20 protein-coding genes and 1 tRNA gene are annotated in these 22,639 nt (G+C 70.3%); 8 read left to right on the forward strand and 13 right to left on the reverse strand.

The genetic code is table 11. The annotated features are described in order from the left end of the window. Nucleotides 1-163: 163 nt before the first annotated feature. The 4 genes from AB0H62_RS07075 to AB0H62_RS07090 all read right to left on the reverse strand — a co-directional run bounded on the left by AB0H62_RS07075 (nt 164) and on the right by AB0H62_RS07090 (nt 2,167). Nucleotides 164-877 carry an SDR family oxidoreductase gene (locus AB0H62_RS07075; RefSeq protein WP_255638234.1) on the reverse strand — a complete coding sequence of 238 codons (714 nt, stop codon included), beginning with the start codon at nt 875-877 and terminating at the stop codon, nt 164-166. A gap of 142 nt (nt 878-1,019) precedes the next feature. Further along, the gene (locus AB0H62_RS07080; protein WP_360584697.1) at nt 1,020-1,421 is read right to left on the reverse strand and encodes a cupin domain-containing protein; all 402 of its coding nucleotides are present in this window, start codon (nt 1,419-1,421) and stop codon (nt 1,020-1,022) included. Between the two features lie 311 nt (nt 1,422-1,732). Then, nucleotides 1,733-1,933 (reverse strand): hypothetical protein, encoded by a 201-nt coding sequence (locus AB0H62_RS07085; RefSeq protein ID WP_220242515.1) that lies wholly within the window; start codon nt 1,931-1,933, stop codon nt 1,733-1,735. A 15-nt stretch (nt 1,934-1,948) separates the two neighbouring features. Continuing rightward, nucleotides 1,949-2,167, reverse strand: coding sequence for a DUF5996 family protein (locus tag AB0H62_RS07090; protein ID WP_220242516.1), 219 nt, complete (start codon nt 2,165-2,167; stop codon nt 1,949-1,951). A 296-nt stretch (nt 2,168-2,463) separates the two neighbouring features. Between AB0H62_RS07090 and AB0H62_RS07095 the strand changes: the two genes are divergently transcribed. The 3 genes from AB0H62_RS07095 (at nt 2,464) to AB0H62_RS07105 (ending at nt 5,134) form a co-directional block, all read left to right on the forward strand. Then, on the forward strand, nt 2,464-3,531 hold the full coding sequence (locus tag AB0H62_RS07095) for a DUF418 domain-containing protein (protein ID WP_220242517.1): 1,068 nt from the start codon (nt 2,464-2,466) through the stop codon (nt 3,529-3,531). Nucleotides 3,532-4,066: 535 nt separating this feature from the next. Continuing rightward, entirely contained in the window at nt 4,067-4,591 is a 525-nt protein-coding gene (locus AB0H62_RS07100) for a general stress protein (RefSeq protein ID WP_220246937.1), read from the forward strand. Nucleotides 4,592-4,912: 321 nt separating this feature from the next. Then, entirely contained in the window at nt 4,913-5,134 is a 222-nt protein-coding gene (locus tag AB0H62_RS07105) for a helix-turn-helix transcriptional regulator (protein WP_255638236.1), read from the forward strand. Between the two features lie 1,415 nt (nt 5,135-6,549). Here AB0H62_RS07105 and AB0H62_RS07110 read toward each other — a convergent pair. Further along, nucleotides 6,550-6,623 (reverse strand) — tRNA-Ile (locus tag AB0H62_RS07110). A gap of 177 nt (nt 6,624-6,800) precedes the next feature. Here AB0H62_RS07110 and AB0H62_RS07115 point away from each other — a divergent pair. Continuing rightward, nucleotides 6,801-7,073, forward strand: coding sequence for a hypothetical protein (locus tag AB0H62_RS07115; protein ID WP_220242518.1), 273 nt, complete (start codon nt 6,801-6,803; stop codon nt 7,071-7,073). 269 nt (nt 7,074-7,342) lie between these two features. On the opposite strand, the gene AB0H62_RS07120 is transcribed toward AB0H62_RS07115, so the two are convergent. Beyond that, nucleotides 7,343-7,555, reverse strand: a complete 213-nt coding sequence (locus tag AB0H62_RS07120) for a hypothetical protein (RefSeq protein WP_220242519.1) — start codon at nt 7,553-7,555, stop codon at nt 7,343-7,345. Between the two features lie 146 nt (nt 7,556-7,701). Here AB0H62_RS07120 and AB0H62_RS07125 point away from each other — a divergent pair, with 146 nt between their 5' ends. From AB0H62_RS07125 to AB0H62_RS07135, 3 genes are all read left to right on the forward strand, one after another. Next, nucleotides 7,702-10,263, forward strand: coding sequence for a LuxR C-terminal-related transcriptional regulator (locus AB0H62_RS07125; protein ID WP_360584701.1), 2,562 nt, complete (start codon nt 7,702-7,704; stop codon nt 10,261-10,263). A 111-nt stretch (nt 10,264-10,374) separates the two neighbouring features. Further along, nucleotides 10,375-12,783 (forward strand): LuxR C-terminal-related transcriptional regulator, encoded by a 2,409-nt coding sequence (locus AB0H62_RS07130; protein ID WP_220242521.1) that lies wholly within the window; start codon nt 10,375-10,377, stop codon nt 12,781-12,783. A gap of 102 nt (nt 12,784-12,885) precedes the next feature. After that, a complete protein-coding gene (locus AB0H62_RS07135; protein WP_220242522.1) occupies nt 12,886-13,347 on the forward strand; it encodes a hypothetical protein in 462 nt (153 codons plus the stop codon). 9 nt (nt 13,348-13,356) lie between these two features. On the opposite strand, the gene AB0H62_RS07140 is transcribed toward AB0H62_RS07135, so the two are convergent. From AB0H62_RS07140 to AB0H62_RS07150, 3 genes are all read right to left on the reverse strand, one after another. Further along, nucleotides 13,357-14,574: an AI-2E family transporter gene (locus tag AB0H62_RS07140; protein WP_255638237.1), complete on the reverse strand. Its 1,218-nt coding sequence runs from the start codon at nt 14,572-14,574 to the stop codon at nt 13,357-13,359. A 308-nt stretch (nt 14,575-14,882) separates the two neighbouring features. Next, nucleotides 14,883-15,365 (reverse strand): ATP-binding protein, encoded by a 483-nt coding sequence (locus tag AB0H62_RS07145; protein ID WP_255638238.1) that lies wholly within the window; start codon nt 15,363-15,365, stop codon nt 14,883-14,885. 122 nt (nt 15,366-15,487) lie between these two features. Beyond that, the gene (locus tag AB0H62_RS07150) at nt 15,488-16,321 is read right to left on the reverse strand and encodes a helix-turn-helix transcriptional regulator (protein ID WP_220242523.1); all 834 of its coding nucleotides are present in this window, start codon (nt 16,319-16,321) and stop codon (nt 15,488-15,490) included. 219 nt (nt 16,322-16,540) lie between these two features. On the opposite strand from AB0H62_RS07150, the gene AB0H62_RS07155 reads away from it, so the two are divergent. After that, entirely contained in the window at nt 16,541-18,043 is a 1,503-nt protein-coding gene (locus tag AB0H62_RS07155) for a GMC family oxidoreductase N-terminal domain-containing protein (protein WP_360584704.1), read from the forward strand. A gap of 113 nt (nt 18,044-18,156) precedes the next feature. Here the strand turns inward: AB0H62_RS07155 and AB0H62_RS07160 are convergent, their stop codons facing one another. The 4 genes from AB0H62_RS07160 to AB0H62_RS07175 are packed head-to-tail and all read right to left on the reverse strand — an operon-like array spanning nt 18,157 to nt 22,600. Next, nucleotides 18,157-19,764: an AMP-binding protein gene (locus tag AB0H62_RS07160; RefSeq protein WP_360584706.1), complete on the reverse strand. Its 1,608-nt coding sequence runs from the start codon at nt 19,762-19,764 to the stop codon at nt 18,157-18,159. A gap of 22 nt (nt 19,765-19,786) precedes the next feature. Continuing rightward, the gene (locus tag AB0H62_RS07165; protein ID WP_304504302.1) at nt 19,787-20,578 is read right to left on the reverse strand and encodes an Asp/Glu racemase; all 792 of its coding nucleotides are present in this window, start codon (nt 20,576-20,578) and stop codon (nt 19,787-19,789) included. Further along, complete coding sequence (locus AB0H62_RS07170) at nt 20,575-21,450, reverse strand: fumarylacetoacetate hydrolase family protein (RefSeq protein ID WP_220242526.1); 876 nt, start codon at nt 21,448-21,450, stop codon at nt 20,575-20,577. Before AB0H62_RS07170 ends, AB0H62_RS07165 begins: the two co-directional genes overlap by 4 nt. A 31-nt stretch (nt 21,451-21,481) precedes the next feature. Then, the gene (locus AB0H62_RS07175; protein ID WP_220242527.1) at nt 21,482-22,600 is read right to left on the reverse strand and encodes a cupin domain-containing protein; all 1,119 of its coding nucleotides are present in this window, start codon (nt 22,598-22,600) and stop codon (nt 21,482-21,484) included. Between the last annotated feature and the right edge of the window lie 39 nt (nt 22,601-22,639).

Genomic DNA, 22,639 nt, shown 5'->3' on the forward strand with positions numbered 1-22,639 from the left:
GCCTTGGAAGATGGCGTCGTCGGTGAAGTGGGCGGCGACCTGGTCGGGCTGGTGCTTGTCGACGGCGGCCTTCCAGCCGTCGAGGACGCCGCGCAGGATCGTCTCGCTGTCCGCGGTGTTCTGGTTCAAGGTGGTGCTCCGTGGAAGGAGTGGGTGAGCGTGGTCAGTGGCCGGCACTCATGCCGCCGTCCACGTGGAGGATCTCGCCGGTGACGAACGGCGCGTTCTCCAGGTAGACGACCGCCTCGACGACGTCGCGAGTCTCGACCATGCGGCCGACGGGCTGCAGGCCTGCGAGGAACTGGTGAGTCTGCGGGTCGTGCATCGGGGTGCGGGTGGTGCCCGGAGAGACGGCGTTGGCCCGGATGCCGCGAGTGGCGTACTCGATGGCGAGGGACTTGGTGGCGGACTGCAGGCCGCCCTTGGTCAGTGCGGCGAGGACGGACGGGACTCGGGAATCGGGGTTGTCGACGATACTGGCCGTCATGTTGACGATGTGCCCGCCGCCCTGGGCGAGCATCTGGCCGACGGCGAGCTGGGTGAGACGGAAGAACCCGGCCAGGTTGATCCCGGTGACGGTGGCGTAATCCTCGGCGGTGTAGTCGGTGAACGGCTTGGCGACGTAGACGCCCGCGTTGTTGACCAGGGTGTCGACGCGGCCGAACCGCTCGAGGGCAGCGGAGATCACCCGTTCGGCGGTGGCCGGGTCGGCGATGTCGCCCTGGACCGCGAGGACGCCCGCGTCCTCGGCGGGGGTGATGGTGCGCGAGGTGGCGATGACCGCGTGGCCGAGCTTGCGGTAGGCCTCGACCAGGCCGGCGCCGATACCCTGCGAGGCCCCGGTGATGACGGCAACCTTCTGATTCTGCATGCTCATGACATACCTCCGGATGTTCGACCGAGCGCGCGCATCGGCTCGGTGACGGGATGGGATGGGATTCCTCGACCTCGGCTGCCGCCGCCGGTCGATTCCTCGGCGGTAGGCCGCACGCGGCGGCGGCGCACCCACCGCGACGGGGCTAGTCGCGGCCCGGCGGTGGCTTGAGCCCGTACCGGGCGATGAGGTCCGGCAGCCAATCGGGGGTGGCGAACTCCAGTCCGTACTCGGCCGCGAGGCGTGCCATCTCCCCTTCGGCGGGCGGGCTGCCTGCAATCAGGTCGGACAGGTCATGGAAGAACCCTTCGAAGCCGCCCGGGGCGATCACCTCGATCATCCGCGCGGGCGTCTTGCTCGCGTTCCACATCGTGTGGAGTTCTCCGCGTGGCTTGGTGATGTATCCACCTGCGCCGAGTACGGCCTCGCGGTCGCCTGATCGGAAACCGATCTCCCCCTCGGTCACGATCGAGTACTCGTCCTCACGGGTGTGCAGGTGCGGAGCGACCAGTGCACCGACGGGGAAGGAGTGTTCCACGATCGACACAGCACCTCCTGTCTCGTGGCTCCAGAGCTTGAAGGCCACTCCGATATCTCCGAGATCCCCCTCCTTTCCCTCTCCCGGTTGCACAATCGTCAGTGGCGGAGGCGTTATGTCGCCCATGGTGACTCCCCCGTTGTTATTGATGTGACTTGCTGGCAATTTGTGCCGCCCCCCGTGGGCCGGCTGGGGTCGTAGCTCGACAGACGGCAGACCGCGTGTTGTGTTGGAAGAACGTCACCTTGCGATAAGCACGGTCTGTCGCGCCGACACAGAGGTGCACTCGTGAGGTCAGCACGGGGCCTAGTGCCGCACGATCAACTTTCGGAGTTACGTTCCTCCTCCTCCGCCTTCTCCTCGACCACAACAGCGTCATGGAAGCTGCGTAGTTCCGCCTCGTAGAGTTCACGCTCTGGCACGTCGTCGCCGTCGGGGTCGGCACTATTTGCGACCTCGGCAAGTTCGAGATCGACCACTTGGTGGAGTTCGTGGATTGCGGGGCTGGGCTTCTCGTTCATCGTTGCTCCTTAACGTCATCGAGGTGGCCCCGAGCCCCCGGCTACTCGGGGCCACGGGTTAGGTGAATCCGCGAACCTGTCGAAGGTCTCCTCTCCAACAGGAACCACCGGGGAGGTCAGGCCGCGTGGACTGACATAGAGGGTGACCTGCCACCGCCGGTTGACCAGTGGCGCATGCACGAGCCTCCCCGGCCTCACGGCCCCGAAGCTCTCGCTCATGACAGTTGATCTCATCGACTTCCCATTCGTTCTTGCCGAGCTCGGTCCTGCCAACTGGGGTCAAGCGAGACAAAACTGGACCATACAGTCCACTTGATGATACACAGTCCCGTGAGTCGACCCTAAGCCTGATAGATTTGGACCTAAACGTCCACTACGGAGATTCCGCAACGACATCCTCGCTGAGCTGCTGATCGACCGTGGCACCTAGCGCCTCCGGGCACCCCCGGATCATCCTCGGGATCGATGCCTGAGCAGTCCGGGCGGCGATTGACTCTCCACACCACACCACAGCACGAAGGGAACTTTCCGTGGACACGGCTACGAAACCCATGACGACGGTCCGGCAGCGGATCGAGTCGATCGACATCATCCGCGCGATCGCGGTGATGGCGATCCTGCTCGTGAACGTCGGGGCGTACTACGCCACAGCCAGCCCGGGTCACCGACCCGCGCCCGAAACGTCGGCCGTGGACACGGTGGCGAGCGGGCTCGTCGACTTGCTGGTGCTCGACAAGTTCCACTTCATCTTCGCGTTCCTCTTCGGCGTCAGCGCGGCCATCCAGTACGAGAACATGACGCGGCGAGGGAACTTCTGGGCACCTTACCTGCGCCGGATGGGCATCCTGCTTGCGTTCGGCCTGGTGAACCTGACCCTGCTGCACGCACCGGACGTGCTGACCGTGTACGCGCTCAACGGCGCCGTGCTCGCGTTGTTCTTCCGCGCGCCGCAACGAGTTCTGCTCGTCGTCGGCCTCGTCGTGGGACTCGGCGCCGACGTCGCCAGCACCGGCGTCGCGCTCGCGGACCACTACACGGGCGCCGGAATCGGCCAGGTTTCGTGGCTGGCGACAGGCGTCGTGGTCCAGTCGTTCGGCCACACCATGCTCGGGTGCTGGGCGCTGCGCGCCGGTCTGCTGACAGCCGAGCGGCACGTGCCGGCGATCCGGAAGCTCTTCGCGGTAACCGGGATCGCGACGATCGCCTTGTGGGCGTGGACGTTGTCTTTGTCGGACACGAATCTCATGCACGCGCTGGAGGAAAACCTCGCCATCGTGCCGGCCGTCGCGTACCTCAGCGGGCTCGTTCTTCTGCTGCGCTCGGCCCGGCTGCGCGCAGCGTTGCTGCCGCTGCAGCGCTACGGGCGCATGGCGCTCACGAGCTACCTCACCCACGCGATCCTCGGCCTCGCGGTGGTGGGCACTCTCGCTTCGTTCTGGACGATCCCCACTGCGCTGCTTTTGCTGCTGTGCGTGCCGATCTGGGCGGTGCAGCTGGTGTTCAGCCACCTCTGGCTCGCGCACTTCGCCTACGGTCCGTTCGAATGGCTGTGGCGCGCCGGGACGTACTGGACGCGGCCGGCCTGGCGAGTGCGCTGACCGGGTGTGCTGATGCCGCAAGGCCCCGGTCCGCGACGCACCTCGAGTGATTCAGCTCGGCGCGCTCAGCCTGCCGACGTTCCCGCTCGGCTTGGATCTCGGCAGACACCCCCCGAGGGTGCTCCGCGCCGGCTGCCTCGGCGGCCGGGCGGACCGCCGGCGCCGCAGGATGTCGGTGGCGGCGTCGCGCTGGCGGTGCCCGAACCAGCGCACCTCGATCGGCCGCAGCTGGCCGGCACCGGACGGGAGCGCGGCCAGCGCGGACCATCCGCTCTTTCACGACGTCGAACCCATCCGAAGAGAGCTTCCTGGTGTTCATCCGCCGGTCTGCTACCGCAACGTGGTGGGTCCTTACCGCTCGTCAAACCATCGGACGGTCGGCATCGCCAGGCCGATAGTTCAGCCGAGGCAAGTCTGATGAGGACGCCTTCATGTCACCTCATCCACCGGCACCAAGTAAGACAGTCACGCAAGGCGCCGCAAAGTGGAATCCAGCATGTCAAGACCCTCAGCGCAGCCGAACGAAGCACAGGTGATGATCGTGACCAATCCCATCTCGTCGGGACTGCGGGCGCCGGGACTGCCCAGCCTGCCGACGCCGCCATCGGGGTGGCCGATCGGCTCATACGACACCTATGAAGAAGCACAGCGCGCGGTCGAGTATCTGGTCGACAACGAGTTCACAGTCCAGGACCTGACGATTGTCGGCGTCGACCTCATGCTCGTCGAGCGTGTCATCGGCAGGCTCACCTGGGGCAAAGTGCTGGGCACCGGCGTGCTGTCCGGCGCCTGGTTCGGGCTGTTCGTCGGCCTGCTGCTGGGCCTGTTCAACAGCACCAAGGGCATGGCCGCTGCGCCGATGATCGTCGGCCTCGCCGCAGGAGCCCTGTTCGGCGGCGTATTCGCGGCGCTCAGCTACGCCACTGCCCGCGGACGCCGCGACTTCTCCTCTGCCAGCCAGCTCGTTGCCGGCCGCTACGACGTCCTGTGCCAGCCACGCAATGCGGAGAAGGGTCGAGAGCTGCTGGCCAAGCTCGCTCCAGGGGCTCATCGCAGTTGAACGTGGGGGCGAGGCTCGTAACCGCGGTCTTCGAGCAATGATCGCGCGATGGAGTTCGTGCCGTGGCAGAAGCCGAACAGTGAGCCGCGTAGTGCTCCAGACCACTGCAGAGCCGACGCTGAGAGGCGTGTCGCTCGCGACTCTCGGCACGATCGAGACCGACCGCGACGCGGTCGTGCAGCGCCGGTGATCGTGGCTGTCACGAGCGGGCCTTGTGGGGCGATGGGAGTCAGGTGAAGTAGCGCAGCCAGACGTATCCCCAAGCCACGGTCATCCGGGGCATCGCGATGTCGAGGATGGCCAGGTCCGGATTCTTAGCCCGTGCCGCAGCGATCGCTTCCGCGCCGTTTCCGGCTTCGGCGCGAGGAAGAGATCCTCAAACTCGTCGCCGAAGGCCACTCGTCGAAGGCAATCGCCGATCTGCTGTTCATCAGCGCGAAGACCGTCGAGCGGCACCGAGCCAATATCCTCCAGAAACTCGGCCTCAAGGACCGCTTGGAACTCACCCGCTACGCAATACGGGGCGGACTCATCGAAGCCTGAACCTCAACACCTGCCCGGTCAGCGGCGGCCCCGACGAAAGTGGAGGACTGCCGTGGATCTACGCCGGCAAACTCGCCGCCGCACGGCAGTTCCTCACCTACGAAATTGCAGCGCCGAGCACCGCGCTTCAGCGGTGTTGTCCTTGGTGAGACACGCAAGCCCATGCCTGCGCCGCGGGTAGCTCCCGGAGCGGTAAAGCCGTCGAGTCGACGGAGCCACCACGGCGAAGGCTAGGACTCCACGGTGCGCAGACGTGCGCCGGGAACGAGGTGGATCCCGGCTGTCTCAAGTGCAACCCACACAGAGCCAGGTCGCAGGTCAGGTTTCTTGTCCACCACGGTGCCACGACCGCCCGCGTCTACGCCAAAGGCTTCCGCACCATCTCCGACGACGGCCGCTTCGGCAACGACCTCTACCACCTCATCCTCTGGCCCGGCCCCATCGCCGAACCCCACGTCCTCAGGCGCTACCCCGGCCCCCTCCCCGGCGGCTGAGCGTGCCCGACACCCCCAGTCCCGCAACCGGCCAGATCGCCTACCCCGAACTCGACGTCTTCGCCGACTACGGCAGCTTCCTCGTCCAAGACGACACCGCCCGCCCGACACCCAACCGCGCATTCCTGCCACCTTGTTGCGGTGAGCCCAGGTGTGGCGCCACAGGTGCGGGAACATCCGGGCAATCCCGACCTCCTCGGCACGGCGATCGAGCATCGCCCTGATTCCCCACTCGTTCAACGGGCCGAAGCGGCCGAGCCACGCCGCGTTGATGAGCTTGGCGTGTGGGTGGCGCGCGCGTGCGCGGAAGTAACGACGCCAATGCCTCCCCCGTGGCGGGGTTGAGCGGGACGGGACGTGCACGACGCCCCTTGCCCAAGACCCCCATCGAACACACCTCGAAGTCGAAACTTCCCGGATCCCGCTCAGCCGGGTTCGCCGCTCGCAGCGCGCACAGTTCTCCGAGCCGTACTCCGCAGTCGATCAACACCAGCATGATCGCGCGGTCACGAAGCTGCACGAACGACTTGCCCACCGTCGTCGCCAGAAGTGCCTTCAGTTCGTGGTCACGCAAGATCGCCGGCGGGTTGTCCGGGACGGCGGGCACTTCCATTTTGCAGAAGGGCGAGATCTCGATGATGTCTTCGAAGCATGGCGACGCTCTCGAGTACGCATCGATCGTGGAGTCAGCGCGGTTCTTCGCCCTCAGATGCGTTCTCCAGTCCCCGACGAGCGCTCTGACGTCCTCGGGGTCCAGCACCTCCCCAGGTGCCTCGGCGACGGCGATGAGATCAGTCGTACCCGGATAATCCCTTGGGTACCCAGCGCTGTGCTACTTGTTGGCGCCCCGCCAAGAGGCTCACCGAGATCAACTAGTCGCCACGTTTACGCAGGTCAGGGACACAATGTAGACGTGAAGAGTGGGCCGGGTCGGGCTCGAACCGACGGCCAAGGGATTATGAGTCCCCTGCTCTAACCAACTGAGCTACCGGCCCCTCGCTGACACCCAGTTTGCATTAGCACATGAGCCCCAGTTCGCTCCAAAATATCACAGGGCCCCGGGTGAGCCGGCGGAGTAGGCCGAACAGGTTGGTGGTTGTGCCGTGGAGTGGGACGCGTCGTCTAGGTTGCAGGGACGTCGCCGCCACGACCTCGCCCTGGAGGGTTGAGCAATGGGTGCCGCACGCCGTCCGCCCAGGCCGTGGATGGTTCGGCTGGCGCTGGTGGACGCGTTGGCCATCGGGATCGCCGTCGGGTTTCTGGGGCGGCACTACCGGGACGCTCTGGTCGAGCACGCTGGGGTGATCAGTTTCGGCGTGCTGGTCGTCGTCGCCGCGGGGGTTCTGGTGCGGCTGGTGGTGCGGAACCTGAGGAGGGCTTCGGGGCGACAGGACGCGATTCTCGTGGACGAGCTGCCGAGGAGGCCGTCGCCTGCGCCGCGCTGAGTGCACAGCCGAGCTGAAGCAGACAGGTCAGCTGCCGCCACCCGCGCTGGTGACCGTGCAAACCTCGTTACCGTCCGTGACGCATTGGGCTTCGCCGGCTTGCCCGAGCGGGCCGGCGACGGGCCCACCGCGATTTCCTGCCTGACCCGGCGAATTTCCCTCGTGAGGAGCGAAACCGGTGCGTCGCCGCTCCGCCACGGGCTGTCAGCCGGGCCCACGAAGCTCACCCGAACGCCGCCTCGCGTGAAAAAGCCGTGGGCCCAGGAAAATCACGGGACTTGGTGCATGGAAACCACGTCGAGGCCCAGGACGCGGAACAGGCTCAGCAAGCGGTGCAGGCGTTCCTCGTCGGTGACGTGGCAGTAGATGATCGTTTCCGGTGGAGCGGCGGCGACTTCCAGCTCGCCGAAGTCGACGACGGCGTGGGCGGCGCGGTCGGACAGGCGGCCGGAGACGCGGAACACGTAGCTGGACTGCGACACCTGAGCCTCCCGTCTGGCCCTTCGAGCGCCCCTCGTCGCCACGGTCGCGCGTGAGCGGGTGGGCGTCCTCGCCCGTGCCGGATGAGCTCGTGTTCGGGCGGTGGGCGTGCGACAGTGGGTGACTGCGGGGTCGGAGGGAGAAGAGGGTGTCCCACAAGGAAAAGCCGCGCGTGCCGCGGCGCAAGAGGAGTGTGCCCGAACTGCCGCACGGGTTCGTGTCCCGGCCGCGACTGCTGAAAGCGCTCGATCGCGCGGCGCCGGAAGCCGCCACGATGGTGTGCGCGCCCGCGGGGTCGGGCAAGACTTTGGTCCTCGCGGAATGGCTGCGCGGCGGCGGACTCGGTTCCGCGGCCTGGCTTTCGCTCGACGCCGCCGACAACGACGAGCACCGGTTCCGCTCCGGTCTCCTCGACGCGCTCACCCCGGCGGCGCCCGGACTGCACGATTTCGACGCGGGCAGCCCGAGTTTCCTGGCCGACCTCGTCGACGCCCTCGACACCCTGCCCGCGCCGCTGCGCCTCGTCCTCGACGACGTGCACGAGCTCGTGGCGACGGAACCGTTGCGCGACGTGGAACAGCTGCTTCGCCTGCGCCCACGCGGGTTGCGGGTCGTGCTGTCGACGCGCTGGGACCCACCGCTCCCCCTCGCGCGCCTGCGGTTGTCCGGCCGGCTCGTCGACCTGCGCTCCGACCACCTGCAATTCCGCCCGGACGAGGCCGCGGCACTGCTGACTTCCGAAGGCGTCGCCATCAGTCCGGAACAGGTCGACCGGCTCGTCACGCGCACGGAAGGCTGGGCGAGCGGGCTGCGCCTGGCGGCCGAATCCCTCAAGGGTGGCGCGGAGTTCACCGGCACCGACCCGACGGTGAGCGCCTACCTCGTCGACGAGGTTCTCGCGCCACTGTCCGAAGAGGAGCGTCAGTTCCTGCGCGAGATCAGCGTCTGTGAAAGAGTTTCCGCCTCGCTCGCCACCGCGCTCTCCGGTCGCGCCGACGCCGGCGAGCTGCTGGCCCGGCTGGAACACCGCACGGCGATGCTGTTCCGCGCCGGCGCCGGCCGCCGGATCTACCGCCTGCACACGCTGTTGCGCGCCCATTTGCTCACCGACCTCATGCTGCGCACGCCCCGCCAGGTGCCCGCGCTGCACCGCCGCGCCGCCGAGTGGCTGCGCGCGCGCCACCAGGCCGGCGACGCCGTCTCGCACGCGCTGGAGGCCGGCGACGCGGCACTCGTCGCGGACCTCCTGCGCCGCCACGCGCTCGATCTGCTGCTCGCCGGCGAACACGACGTGCTGCGCCGGGCTCGCGCCGCACTCAGCGACGACGTGGTCGGCGACGACCCGTGGCTCGCCCTCACCGGCGCCCTCGAGCATCTCGACGCCGCTCGCCCCGGCGCCGCTCGCGCCCAGGTCACGCTCGCCGAACGCGCGTGGCCCCGCGAGCCTTCACCCGAACTTCGCGCGTTGCGGGGACTCGTCGACTCCCGCTTCGCCCACGCCGCGGGCTCGCTCGAAGGCGATATCGACGCCCTCGCCGAGCAGGGTTCCGCGCTGAGCGCCATGACGGTGCTGGAGTTGGGCCAGGCGCTGCTCGCCGCGGGCCGGGCCGTCGAGGCCCGCCGTCCCGTGGAGTCGGCGCTGGCCTTCGCCCGCGCACACGGCCACGGGCACCTGGAGCAGCAGTGCCTCACCGTGCTGGCCGGCGTCGCCGCGGCCACGGGTGACTTCCGCGCCATGGCCGCCCTCGCCCGCGCCGCCGACGAGCTCGCCGAAACCCACGGCTGGCGTGACACCGTGGCCGGCGCGAAAACCTCGCTGATCCTGGCCTGCGGAGCACTGCTTCGTGCCGACGCCTCCGCCTGCTTGGCCCAGGTCGACCGCGTCTCGGGCGTGCTCGCCACCACCGAAAGCCTCGGCCACGGCGGCCTCACGCTGCTGACCGCGACGCTCGAAGGAACCGCACGCTTCGACGGCGGGCAGCGCTCGGCCGGGCTGCGCCGCATGACCGACGCCCGCGTCGCCGAGGGCTCCGCCCCCCTGCCCGACGGCATCGTCGCCCTCGCCGCAGTGTGCGAGCACGACGCCGCCACGCGCCTCGGCCGCGGCGAAACCGCCCGTGACGTGCTGGCCTGGGCGCGCGAACGGATCCCCTCGGCCGCCGAGATCCTCCTGGTCCGCGCGAGCACGCAGGTCGTGCTCGGCCGCGACGGCCACGCCCGCAACCTGCTGCGCCCGCTGCTCGACGGCGCGATCGACCCCGTGCTGGCGTGGACGCCGGTCACGGCCTGGCTGCTCGAAGCGGAAATCGCCCTGCGCTGCGGCGAGGACGCCCGCGCGCGGCGCGCCGTCGCGAGGGCGCTCGGCCCGGCCGAACAGCTCGGCGTGCTGCGCCCGCTCGTCACCGCCGCTCCGGAGGTACTCGACCTGGCTCTGCTCGACGTGCCCGGCGGCCGCCGCTTCACCACCGACCTGCGCCAGGCGCGGGCCGTCCGCGGAAGGCAGCCCGACGCCGTCGCGCTCACCGAGCGTGAGCGGACCGTGCTGCGCCTCCTGCCGACAGTCCGCTCACTCGACGAAATCGCCGGAGACCTCATGGTGTCGCCCAACACCGTCAAAACACACGTGCGAGCTCTGTACCGGAAGCTCGGCGTCGGCTCGCGACGGGAGGCCGTGCGTTCGGCCGTCCGGCGCGGTCTCGTGGACAGTTAGTTGGGACGTTCGGCCCTTACCGGGGCACCGCGACGACCTACGGTCGAAGGCGTGGGTGGAGCCGGCCGGTCGGGGACCAACCGGTGGCGGGTACCGGGCGCGAAGGTGACAATGCCCTTGCTGCCACCGGATTTCGTGACGCGCCCACGACTGCTCGACGCCCTCGACGCGGCCGCCGGCAGCCCCGTCACAGCCGTCTGCGCGCCCGCCGGCTTCGGCAAGACCGCGCTGCTGGCCGAATGGGCCACGACCCGCCCCGTCGCGTGGGTCTCGCTCGACACGGAGGACAACGACCCGCGCCGCTTCTGGTCCGCGATCCTCTGCGCGCTCGACAAAGCCGTGCCCGCCGACAGCCGGGTGCACAGCGTCGCGGCGCCGGAAGGCGAGAGCCGCGCCGATTTCCTCGCCGAGCTCGTCGACGCCCTCGACGCGTTGCCCGCGCCGGTGCGCTTGGTGCTCGATGACTTCCAGGAGATCGTGGACGCCGGCCCGCTGCACGACATGACCACGCTCATCCGCACCCCGCCCGCCGGGCTGCGCCTCACGCTCTCGGCGCGCGCCGATCCCCGGCTGCAGCTCGCGCGCCTGAAGGTGCAGGGCGACCTCGCCCGCATCGGCGCGGACGACCTCCGCTTCACCACCGCGGAGACCGCGCAGCTGCTGCGGGTCACAGGCGTGCGCTGCGGAGAGGACGACGTGCGCCGCCTGGTCGAACGCACGGCGGGCTGGACCGCCGCCGTGCACTGGGCCGCGGTGTCGCTGCGGACCGGAGCCGACGTCGACGCCTTCCTCACCCAGCTCGACGGCGACGACCGCTCCGTGGCCGGGTTCCTGGCCGACGAGGTGCTCGCCCGCCTTCCGGAAGGCGCGCCCGAGCTGCTGCGCCGCATCAGCGTGTGCGACTCCGTGCCGGCCGCGCTGGCCCGCGAGCTGGCGGCGCGCGAAGACGCGGGCGCGGTGCTCGCCGAGCTGGAGCGGCACACGTTCCTGGTCGCGCGCATCGACGACCCCAGTGCCTCCTACCGCGTGCAGCCGCTGCTGCGCTCCTACCTGCGCGCCGACCTCGATCTGCGCTACCCCGGCCTCGCGAGCGAGCTGCACGCCACGGCCGCGCGCTGGTTCGCGAACGAGGACCACATCAGCGAAGCCCTCGAACACGCCGTCGCCGGCCTCGACCGCGACGGCATCGTTGAGCTCCTCCGCGCCCACGCCGTCCCGTGCCTGCTGGCCGGCGACGACGACGCCGTCCGCGAAACCCTGGCGCACCTGGGCGACGACGTCGATCCCGGCCTGCGCGCGGCCCGCACGCTCGCCGCCATCCAGAGCGGCGACCCGGCCGAACCGTCCGACGACCCCCTGCTCGCACGCCACCACGCGCTGGCCGAGGGCCGCCGCCCGGACGGGCCCGCGCCGACCGAGCCGGGCACCTGGGCGGACCTCGACCGCGCGTGGTCCTCGCTCTACCGCGGCGCGTGGCACGACGCCTCCACGCGCGTCCGCGACGCCCTCGACACCGCGCGTGGCGACGGCCAGGACTACCTCGTGCTCCACGGCCTGGCCTCGCTCGCCGTGGCCGGCGCCTTCGGCGGCAACCAGGACGCGGCCCGCGCGGCCTGCCAGGAAGCCGTCGAACTCGCCGCCCGGCACGGCTGGCCGCGGTCGCCGTGGCTGGCCGTCTGCCGGCTCGTGCTCGCGTGCGACCACCTGCTGCGGCTCGACCCGGCGGCCGCCGCGCGCGAAGCGCGCGACGCGGCCACGCCGCTAGGGGCGTTCCTCGACGGCGCGGCGCAGTTCGACGGCGAGGACCGCCGCGACGGCCTCGAGACCATGCGCCGCGCCCGCCACGACCTCGGCGAGCTCGCCGCCGGCCCGGCCGCGCTCGTCGCCGTGCTGGAGCACCACGCGGCCGTGTTCCTCGGGGAACCCTTGCACGCCAACGAAGTGCTGCTGTGGGCCCGCGACCACCTCCCACACACGCGCGAGCTGGACCTCATGCAGGCGTGGACCCACCTCGCCGCCGGCCGGCTCGACGAGGCCGCGGCCGCGGTGCGCACCCGCCGCGCGGCACTGCTGCCGACCACCCCGGTCGACGCCGAGCTCACCGAAGCCGCGCTCGCGCTGCGCGCCGGGCGCCGCACCGAGGCGCTGCGGACGCTGGAACGCGCGCTGGGCCTGGCGGTGGGCGGTGATTTCGCACGGCCGTTCGCGCTGGCCGACCCGGCCGTGCAGCACCTGCTCGTGGACCACTCGGGCGGCTTTGGCCGGCTCGACGGCTTCGCGGCGTCGGTCCGCAACCGTCTGCGCCGCTTCGACCCCGCGCCCGTGGACGACCGCCTCACCGGGCGCGAGCAGGTCGTGCTGCAGCGGCTGCCGTCGCAACGGTCACTCGACGAGATCGCGGCGGACCTGACCGTGTCCGTGAACACCGTCAAGACCCACGTGCGGGCGATCTACGTGAAGCTCGGCGTGACCAACCGCCGCGACGCCGTCCTCGTCGCCCGCGAGCACGGTCTCGCGTGAGGCTTCATCCGCGACAGATGAGGCCGTGCCCGCGCCGGAGTCCGACGCTTTCCGCAAGCCCGGCACGGGCACGGATCCCGCGGACACGAGAGGACTCTCACCATGACCGACACGGGAGCACGAGCGCCGCACACCGAGGCCGGTGGAACCACCGGCCGTCCCCCGGACTCCCAGTCGATACCGAGCGGCTGGACCGGGTGGGTCGCCTTCGCCGCGACCATGATGATGCTGCTGGGCGCGTTCCAGGTGATCGAAGGGCTTGTCGCACTGCTCAACACCCGGTATTTCGTGGTCGACGAGACGGGCCTCGTCGTCTCGGTCAACTACACCACGTGGGGCTGGGTGCACCTCGCGCTCGGCGCGCTGCTGATCGTCGTCGGCATCGGCGTGTTCACCGGCAACCGCGTCGCGCAGATCGCCGGCATCGTCCTCGCGGGCCTGAGCGCGATCGTCAACCTCGCGTTCCTGCCGGCGTACCCGCTGTGGTCGATGGTCATCATCGCCGTCGACGTGCTCGTGATCTACGCGCTCGCGGTGCACGGCAAGGAGATGAGGAAGCTCTGACCGGGGCGGTCAGGCCGGTGCGGGCCCTGGTTCCCCGGGGTCCGCGCCGGTCTCCGCTCGGGTTTTCCCAGGTGCTTCGGTCTCTTCGGCCGTCTCTTCGCCAGCCTCCGGACGGTCGGGGCCCCTGGCGACCATGCGGATGAGCGCGTCGGCCGAGCCCGCCGTGGGGTCGATGTCCACGAACAGCGCCTTGATCAGCAGTGTGGCCGGCACGGCGAGGATCGCGCCCAGCGGGCCGAGCAGCCACGTCCAGAACACCAGGGAGAGCACGGTCACGAGCGTCGACAGCCCGACCGAACCGGCCACGAAGCGCGGCTGGATGAGCGACTGCACCACGAAGTTCAGCGCGCAGTAGACCGCGACGACGACGACCATCTTCTCCCAGCCACCGTCGAGCAGGCCCAGCAGCGCCGGCGGGATCACGCCGAGCACGAACCCGACGTTGGGGATGTAGTTGGTGACGAAGGCCAGCAGCGCCCACAGGATCGGCACGGGGATGCCGATGATCGCCAGCGCGGCCCCGTCGAGTACCGCCACGATGAAGCCGAACACGGTGGTCACGAGAATGTAGCTGCGGGTCCCCGCGGCGAAGCGGTGGAACGCGGCGGTGAGCCACGGCCGGTCGGTGTCGATCGCGTCCAGCCGCTTGTCGGCCCAGGTGGCCTCGGTGCTGAGGAACAGCAGCAACGCCAGCAGGAACACGAGGTTGGTGAGCACGCCGCCGATGCCGGAGAGCAGAGAACCGACGACGTTCGCGAGTTTGCCGAGATCCAGTGAAGACGCCATCTCCCGCAGCTGCTGCGGTCCCACGCCGAACTGGGCGAGCTTGTCGGTGGCGGACTGCAGCAGCTCGCTGGCCTTCGACGCGTAGGTCGGCAGCAACGTCGCGAGCTGCGCCAGCGACACGATCACCACGAACACCAGGCTCACGATCACCAGGTAGACCACCGTGACGAGCACGACCGTCGTGAGCCAGCGCGGCCAGCCCTTGCGCCGCAGCCAGGACTGCACGGGGCTCGCCGTGACCACGATGACCATCGCCAGGAACACGGGCCCGACGATGAACGCGATCGCCCGCAGGCCGCCCAGCGTGATGACCACCGACGCGGCGCCGACCATGATCACGAGCACCCGCGGCAGCGTGCTCCCGGGCGGGAAAGTCGGCGCGACGGGCGCAGGGCCGGAACGCTTGCGCTTCGTGGTACCGGTTCGTCCGCGCAGCCTCACGAGACCACCTCACCCTCATCCGGGTTGGGGTGCTGCGGCGGTGCCCCGCGTCGACGGGCGACTCCCCGATGTCACTCCGGTGTGGCCGGACCTGCGCGGCGGCTCCGGCCGGTGGGTCCCGGGGATACGGTCACCGTCCGCACACGGCTCGCGCTTCACCCGTGCCGGATGAGACCTGGGCCGGCGCGGTGGGAGCGTCGGCGACGGCCTTCCGCGGGCCGGTTCGCGGGCCGCGACGCGCGGGGTGGGCCGTGGCCGCGACGTCACCCCCGGCGGGTGAATCCGTCCACAGGGGACAGTCGCGGGCCTCAGCCGGCCAGCTCGCCGGATCCGCCGCCGTAGGTGGTCTGGTCACCCGTCCGCCCGGGCCGGGGGCACCGGCCGAGGCACGGGATCTGCGCCCACACCGTCTTGCGCCCGAACTCGGTCTCGGGCAGCACGCCCCACGTCACCGACAGGCGGTCGACGAGCAGGAGCCCGCGGCCGCGCGGGCCGGGCAGGCGGGACAAGCCCATGGTCGGCTGCACGAGGTTGCGGTCGGCGACCTCGACCCGCACGGTGCACGGGCGCAGGCTGTGCCACAGCTGCAGGTGGCGCGGTCCGTCGCCGTGGTCGTGGGCGTTGGCCAGCAGTTCGGTGGCGACGAGGAGCACGTCGTCGCGGTGCTCGTCACCCAGCGTGCTCAGGTGCTCCGACACCCATCTGCGCATCGTCCGCACCGTCGCCGACGTGGTGCCGTGCAGCGGCAGCACCCACGTGCCCGGACGGCCGGCACTGCGGGCTCCGGTCAACGCCACCACCTCCCCGATTCGCGGTAAGCGCACTTCCTGTCGACTTACCCGATCGGGTCACGAATGAATCACCGGAAGTGGCCCGGTCACGGTCCGACCCCAGCCCACAGTGGACTCGAAGTTCAGCTCGCCGGCACGTTTTCCCTGGCCAGGAGCTCGTCGACCGCCTCCGCGGTACCCGTTCCAGGGCGGGGAACGAACGTGAAAAGGTTCTGTCCGCCGGCGCCTTGGGAGGCCAGGTGCTCGACGTAGAAGTTCAGCTCGCCCGCGACCGGGTGGAACATCCGCTTCGTCGAACGCGGGGTCGCCTCCACGCGGTGGTCGGCCCACACGCGGCGGAACAGCGGGCTGGTCGCCGACAGTTCGGCCACCAGGCGCCGGGCACGCAGGTCCTCGGGGTCGCGGCCGACCGCGAGGCGCAGCATCCCGATCATCTCCTCGACGATGCCCTCCCAGTCGTCGTGGAGGGCACGGGCGGACTCGTCGCACAGCAGCCACCGCACGACCACTCGATCGCGCGCGGGCATGCCGGGGAAGTCCGCGAACACCAGCCGCGCGATCCGGTTCGCGGCGAGCACCTCGGTGTAGCGGCCGAGCAGGATCGCGGGCACGCGGCCCAGCTCGTCGAGCAGGCCGCGCATGCCGGGCCCGACGCCGCGCGCGACCTCGTCCGGCGGACCGCTGCGGCGCGCGGACAGGCGGCGCAGGTGGGAGCGTTCGGCCTCGTCGAGGCTGAACACGCGCGCCAGGGCGTCGAGGACCTCGTGCGACGCCGTGAGCTGGCGGCCCTGCTCCAGGCGCGCGTAGTAGTCGGCGCTGAGCCCGGCCAGGGCCGCGACCTCCTCGCGGCGCAGCCCGGGCACGCGGCGGCGGGCCGTCGGCGGCAGGCCGACCTGGGCGACGTCGACGCGGGCGCGCCTCGTCCTCAGGAACTCGCCGAGTTCGGAGCTCCTCATCGCCGCCCGTCCTTTCGCCTGGCCACAGCCTACGTCGGCCGCGGCGCGGGGCCGTCCGTCGTGGACCGGCCGTACCCGCGGAGCTGCCCCGGCCGGTCGCTCGTGTGACGCCGATCCTAGGAACGGCAAGTCCTGGCTGAGCCCTCTTTCACCCGCCTGGGTCTGGCTTCATGGGCCGTGGGCACCCGGAGGTGTCCGTCGAGGAGGGACACCCAAGAGATGAAGTACGACTACGTGGTCGTGGGCGGGGGCACGGCCGGTTCGGTCCTCGCCGCGCGGCTGAGCGAAGACGCGGCGACGACCGTCCTGCTGCTGGAGGCCGGTCCCGCGACCGGGCCGGACGTGATGGGGGTGCCGCCCGCGTGGCCGGCGCTGCTGGGCAGCTCGGTCGACTGGAACTTCCACACCACCCCGCAGCCGGGCCTGCACGGTGTGGAGCTGCCGTACCCGCGCGGGCGCACGCTCGGCGGGTCGAGCTCGATCAACGCCATGGCGCACCTTCGCGGCCACCGCGCCGGCTACGACGCCTGGGGCGTCGACGGCTGGCGCTACGACGACCTGCTGCCCTACTTCCGCCGCAGCGAGACCGCGCGGCCCGGCAGCGACCCGAAGTACCGCGGCACCGACGGCCCCATGCGGGTCGGGCCGCCGCCCGTCCGGCACCCGCTGGCCCACGCCGCGCTGTCCGCCGTGCGGGAGCGCGGGTTCCCCGAGTCGCCCGCCCTCAACGGCGCCGAGCCGGAGGGCGCGACCTGGCTGGAGATGAACATCGTCGACGGCGCGCGCCAGTCGGCCGCCGACGCCTACCTGCGCCCGGTGCTGAACCGGCCGAACCTGACCGTGGTGACCGGCGCGCTCGTGACCCGGCTCGTGCTCGCGGGCAGCCACTGCACCGGCGTCGAGTACCGCGTCGGCGGCTCCCCGGCCTCCGCCGAGGCCGAGCGGTCCGTGGTACTGGCCGCCGGTGCGATCGGCTCGCCGCGCCTGCTGATGCTCTCGGGCATCGGCGACCCGGCCGCGCTGGAGCAGGCCGGGGTCACGCCGCGGGTAGGACTGCCGGGCGTCGGCCGGAACCTGCAGGACCACCCGCTGACCGGCATCGTGTACTCGAACGCCCGCCCCCTGCCCGACGGCGCCAACAACCACAGCGACCTCGTCGCCGCCGTGCGCAGCAGCGCCGACCTCGAAGCGCCCGACGTGCAGCTGCTGTTCCTGGACATCCCGTACTTCCGGCCGCCCCTGTCCGGCCCGGCGACCGGGTTCACCATCGGCTTCAGCTACCTGTACCCGCATTCCCGCGGCTCGGTCACGCTGGCGTCGGCCGACCCGACCGTCGCGCCCGTCGTGGACCCCGCGCTGCTGGACGACCCGCGCGACCTCGCCGGCATGCTGGCCGGCCTGCGCCTCGCCCGGCACGTCGGCACCGCCCCGGCGTTGGATCCGTGGCGCGACAAGGAAGTCCTGCCCGGCCCGGCCGCCATGAACCCCGCCGCGGAAGAGGACTTCCTGCGCCAGAGCACGGGCAGCTACTTCCACGCCTGCGGTACCTGCGCACTGGGCACCGTGGTGGACCCCGCGCTGAACGTCCACGGCGTCACCGGCCTCCGCATCGCCGACGCGTCCGTCCTCCCCACCCTGATCGGCGCGAACACCAACGCGACGGTGCTGGCGGTGGCCGAACGGGCGGCGGATGTGCTGCTGGGCCGGGAGCCTGCGCGGTAACGCCCGGCCCTTCGCTCGGTGACTGCCGGCGGCGGTGATCACCGAGCGAGGGGGGCCGGAAGGGGGCAAGCTCGCGGACCGGCCGCGCTGCCGGCCATGTCCACGAGCCGCCGTTACCGGTTCCGGGCCGCCACCAGCTCCCTGAGCCGGTAGTGCTGGATCTTCCCGCTCGGGGTTTTCGGCAGCTCCGTCACGAAGTCGATCGCGCGCGGGTACTTGTACGGTGCGATCGCCTGTTTGACGAAAGCCTGCAGAGCGGCGGCGTCCTCGGTCGCGCCGGGTTGCAAGTGGACGAAGGCGTGCACGATGGTGCCGCGGGCAGGGTCCGGGGCGGCGACCACGGCGGCCTCCAGCACGTCCGGGTGGGACAGCAGGGCCTGTTCCACCTCGGGGCCCGCGATGTTGTAGCCGGAGGAGACGATCATGTCGTCGTTGCGGGCCTGGTACCAGAAGTAGCCGTCGGTGTCGCGGAGGTACGTGTCGCCGGTGAGGTTCCAGCCGTTGCCGACATAGTTCTTCTGGCGGCTGTCGGCGAGGTAGCGGCAGCCGGTGGGCCCCTTCACGGCGAGGCGACCGGGCGTGCCGTCGGGGACGGGCCGGCCGGCGTCGTCCAGGACGGTGACTTCGAAGCCGGGGACGGCGCGGCCGGTGGAGCCCGGGCGGATGTCGTCGTCAGCCGCCGATACGAAGATGTGGAGCATCTCCGTGCCGCCGATGCCGTTGATGATCTTGATTCCGGTGGCGGCGTGAAAATCTTCCCACGTGGACACGGGCAGGTGTTCGCCCGCGGACACGCAGCGTCGGAGTTTCGACAGCGCCGCCGCGTTGCCCGAGGACAGCAGGGCCTTGTACGCGGTGGGGGCGGTGAAGAGCACCGTGACGTGGTGGCGTTCGACCGCGTCGGCGAGTTCTTCCGGGGACGCTTTTTCCAGCAGCAGCGTCGACGCGCCGAAGCGAAGCGGGAACAGGACCAGGCCGCCGAGGCCGAAGGTGAAGCCGATCGGCGGGGTGCCGGTGAAAACGTCGTCCGGGACGGGCTTGAGGACGTGCCGGGCGAAGGTGTCCGTGGCGGCCAGGACGTCGCGGTGGAAGTGCATGGTGGCTTTGGGTTTGCCGGTGGTGCCGGACGTCGGGGCGAGCAGGGCGACGTCGTCGGCAGCGGTGTCCACGGCGGCGAACGCTTCCCGCACGCCGCTCGCCCGAGCCAGCAGATCGCCAGGACCGTCGGCACCGTAAGTGAGTACCGGCAGGGAGACGTCCGCGAGATCGGCGGCGAAGCGATGGTCGGTCACGATCAGGCGAGGCCGCGTGAGCTCCACGAGGTCGTCGATCTCACGGGCCCGCAGCAGCGGCATCGTCGTGACGGGCACCGCGCCCGCCTTCAGCACCGCGAACCACGCCGCCACCAGCCACGGGTTGTTCGGCCCGCGCAGCAGCACGCGATTGCCGGGCACCACCCCGAAGTCCCGCACGAGCACGTGGGCGACCAGGTCGCTGCGCCGGTCGAGGTCGGCGTAGCTCCAGGTCTCCGTGTCCGTGCGCAGGCACGGGCGGTCCGGGCCGAAGCGGTCGATGCTCCCGCGCAGGAGCTCGACGGCGCAGTTCAGCCTCGGCGGGTAGGCGAGCTCCGGCAGCGTGAACCGGAACTCGGGCTGGTCCGCCGGAGCGGGGAGGTTGTCGCGGCAGAACGAGTCGACGTGGGCCGATGGGGTGAGCTCCATCTGCGGCCTTCCTGGGAATCCGTCAGCCGACGGCGGGCGGGACGGGATACGGGGATTCGGCGTAGCGGCCGGACAGCAACGCGCCGGCGCCGGGCGCGACGGCGGGCAGGCCGAGCGCGCGCATCATCTGGTGGGCGGTGGCGATCGACGCCGAGAGCACGGGTTTGCCGAGCTCGTTCTCGACGATGTCGATCGACGCGAGTGAGGGCATCTGCACGCACGCGGACAGCACCACGGCGTCGGCGCCTTCGTGCTCGAGGTCGCGCGCCAGCGGCACGAGCTTGCGCGGGTCGTGGGCGGCGACCTCGAGGTTGTCGGGGATCTCCAGCGCGGTGTAGTCGGTCACCTCGACGCCCTCGTAGCGGATGTAATCCACGACGGTCTCGGTCAACGGCTTGAGGTACGGGCAGATCACGGCGATCGACTTCGCGCCCAGCACGTCGAGCGCGTTCACCAGAGCCCCCGCGCTCGTGACGACCGGGGCCGGCGCGTCGTTCTCCTCGGTGATCCGCGCGAGCGTCGACTCCGACGTGCGGTGGTAACCGTGGCCCAGGCTCATGATGGCGACGAGACACGCGTACCCGAGCACATCGACGTGCGCGTCCGAAAGCTCGGCCGCGCACCGGCCGGAGTCGGCGTCCATCGCCGCGAGCTCTTCCTTGCGCACGTGTTTCATCCGCATGCGGCTGGAGTGGAACGTGAACCGCTCCGGCGCGACGGTTTCGCGCGCGCGGAAGATCGCCGGGATCTCGGTCTCCATCGTGACATTGGAGCTCGGCACGATCTGGCCGATGCGATACGTCCGTGCGGTCATCGGGCGTCCACCACGGGGTTGCGCAGCGTGCCGATGTCCTGAATGGACGCTTCCACGACGTCGCCGGGCTTGAGGAACTGCTGCGGGGTGAAGCTGGCGCCCACCCCCGCCGGGGAACCGGTCGCGATCACGTCGCCCGGCTCCAGCGTCATGCCGGAACTGATGTCGGCGATCAGCTCGGCGATGCGGAACAGCATGTACTTCGTGCTCGACTTCTGTTTCACGTCCCCGTTCACACGCAGCGACAGCTCCAACGCATACGGGTCGGCCACGTCGTCCGCAGTCCGGATCGCCGGGCCGAACGGCGCGTAGGTGTCCTGACCCTTGGAGAAGAACCACTGCCCCGAACGCCGCTGGTCGCGCGCGCTGATGTCGTTGACGATGCTGTAGCCGAAGACGTGGTCCATGGCATCCTCTTTCGACACGCGCTTCGCCGTTTTCCCGATCACGACGGCGAGCTCGCACTCCCAGTCCAGCTGCGCGGTGAGGTCACCGTTGTGCTGGATGGGCTCCCCCGGACCGACGACGGCGGTGGCCGGCTTGCTGAACAGCACCGGGCGCTGTGGCAGCTCCTTGTCGGTGTCGAGTGTCCGCGCGGACTCCGCGACGTGCTCGGTGTAATTGAGGCCGACACCCACGATCTTGCCCGGCCGCAGGGGCGCGCGCAGGGTCACCGTCTCCAGTGGACTCCGCACGGGGGAATCCACGAGGGACTCCAGCGCCGCCGTGCCGGCGTGGATCACGTCGAGCATCGACGCGGGGGCGGTGGTTCCGCGGTCGGTCGCCGCGGCCCGGACGTCGACGACGTCGGTGCCGTCCTGGATCCCGAGCCGGTCCTGGCCGTCGGGACCGGCGAACGTGACGAGCAGCATGGAAGAACTCCGTTCGAAGTGGACAGTGAGCTCAGGCGAGCGGCTGGTGACCGTCGTTGTCCGAATAGGCTTCTTCGCGGAAGAAGCCCAGCGAACGCATCACCGGGAAGTCGTTGAACGAGAACAGGCACGCGTCGTCGGAGCGGCTGGCGTTGGCGTGCTCGTGCCACGCCCACGACGGGACGCAGAAGATGTCGCCTTCGGACCAGTCGATCCGCTTGCCCGCGACGATCGAGGTGCCGCTGCCCTTGGCCGCGGTGTAGATCTTCGACCCGACCTGGCGGTGGGCGAGTGTGGACTCACCGGCGCGCAGCAGCTGCATGTGCGCGCTCATGGTCGGCATCACCGAACCGCCGGTGAGCGGGTTGCTGTACTCCATGATGATGCCGTCGTACGGCGAGCCGTCGCTCGCCTTCGCCGCGTTGAGCAGCGCTTCGTACGTCTGTTCCCACGGGTAGGCCAGCAGCGGTGAGTGGTTCTTGTGCCACGTGTCACCGAAGGGACGCAGCTGCCCGGCACCGTAGGTCAGCAGTGAGGAGTTCACGACCCCGTCCTGCTTCTGGTAGACGTCCGGGTGCACCTCGTAGAACGGCGCGTCGAGCGCGTTGACCAGCGGGATGTCGAGGCCGTCCTGCCAGATGACCGGGCCGTCGACGCCTTCGAGGCCCTCGTTGCCGTGCTCGTGCCAGGTCCAGTTCGGCGTGATGGCGAAGTCGCGCGGGCCGACCTTGAGCTTCTGCCCGTCGACGATCGTCCACGCGCCGGTGCCCTCCAGCACGAAGCGCAGCGCGGCGGCCTGGTGCCGGTGCGCCGTCATCGACTCGCCGGGACCCATCACCTGCAGGCCGGTGTAGAGGAGTCCCACCGTGGCCGCGATGTCGCGCCGCAGCGGGTTGTAGAGCGCCACCACGCGGCGGCCGGCGTCGTCACCACTGACCAGGTTGAGCGCTTCCAGCACCAGCGGGCGCAGCTGCTCGTAGCTCCACTTGATCGGTACGGACTGCGGCTGCGGGTACCACGGCTCGATCTTGTTCGCGATCGTCCACAGTGCACCGGCGTCGAGCTGCTCCAGCTTCTCGTAGTACGCCCGCAGATCTTCGTTGTCCGTCACCCGTGCGCGGCCCAGCTGGTCATCGCTGTGTGTGGTCATCGCGCCTTCCCGTCCGTATGTCGTTTTCTTGACGACAGT

This window comes from Amycolatopsis sp. NPDC050768 (assembly GCF_040654155.1).
GTDB lineage: Bacteria > Actinomycetota > Actinomycetes > Mycobacteriales > Pseudonocardiaceae > Amycolatopsis.

Coding starts and splice junctions, on each gene's coding strand:
- AB0H62_RS07075 (WP_255638234.1), bottom strand. CDS start 877: ATGAGCATGCAGAATCAGAAGGTTGCCGTCATCACCGGGGCCTCGCAG.
- AB0H62_RS07085 (WP_220242515.1), bottom strand. CDS start 1,933: ATGAACGAGAAGCCCAGCCCCGCAATCCACGAACTCCACCAAGTGGTC.
- AB0H62_RS07090 (WP_220242516.1), bottom strand. CDS start 2,167: ATGAGATCAACTGTCATGAGCGAGAGCTTCGGGGCCGTGAGGCCGGGG.
- AB0H62_RS07100 (WP_220246937.1), top strand. CDS start 4,067: ATGATCGTGACCAATCCCATCTCGTCGGGACTGCGGGCGCCGGGACTG.
- AB0H62_RS07115 (WP_220242518.1), top strand. CDS start 6,801: ATGGGTGCCGCACGCCGTCCGCCCAGGCCGTGGATGGTTCGGCTGGCG.
- AB0H62_RS07130 (WP_220242521.1), top strand. CDS start 10,375: ATGCCCTTGCTGCCACCGGATTTCGTGACGCGCCCACGACTGCTCGAC.
- AB0H62_RS07135 (WP_220242522.1), top strand. CDS start 12,886: ATGACCGACACGGGAGCACGAGCGCCGCACACCGAGGCCGGTGGAACC.
- AB0H62_RS07150 (WP_220242523.1), bottom strand. CDS start 16,321: ATGAGGAGCTCCGAACTCGGCGAGTTCCTGAGGACGAGGCGCGCCCGC.
- AB0H62_RS07155 (WP_360584704.1), top strand. CDS start 16,541: ATGAAGTACGACTACGTGGTCGTGGGCGGGGGCACGGCCGGTTCGGTC.
- AB0H62_RS07160 (WP_360584706.1), bottom strand. CDS start 19,764: ATGGAGCTCACCCCATCGGCCCACGTCGACTCGTTCTGCCGCGACAAC.
- AB0H62_RS07165 (WP_304504302.1), bottom strand. CDS start 20,578: ATGACCGCACGGACGTATCGCATCGGCCAGATCGTGCCGAGCTCCAAT.
- AB0H62_RS07170 (WP_220242526.1), bottom strand. CDS start 21,450: ATGCTGCTCGTCACGTTCGCCGGTCCCGACGGCCAGGACCGGCTCGGG.
- AB0H62_RS07175 (WP_220242527.1), bottom strand. CDS start 22,600: ATGACCACACACAGCGATGACCAGCTGGGCCGCGCACGGGTGACGGAC.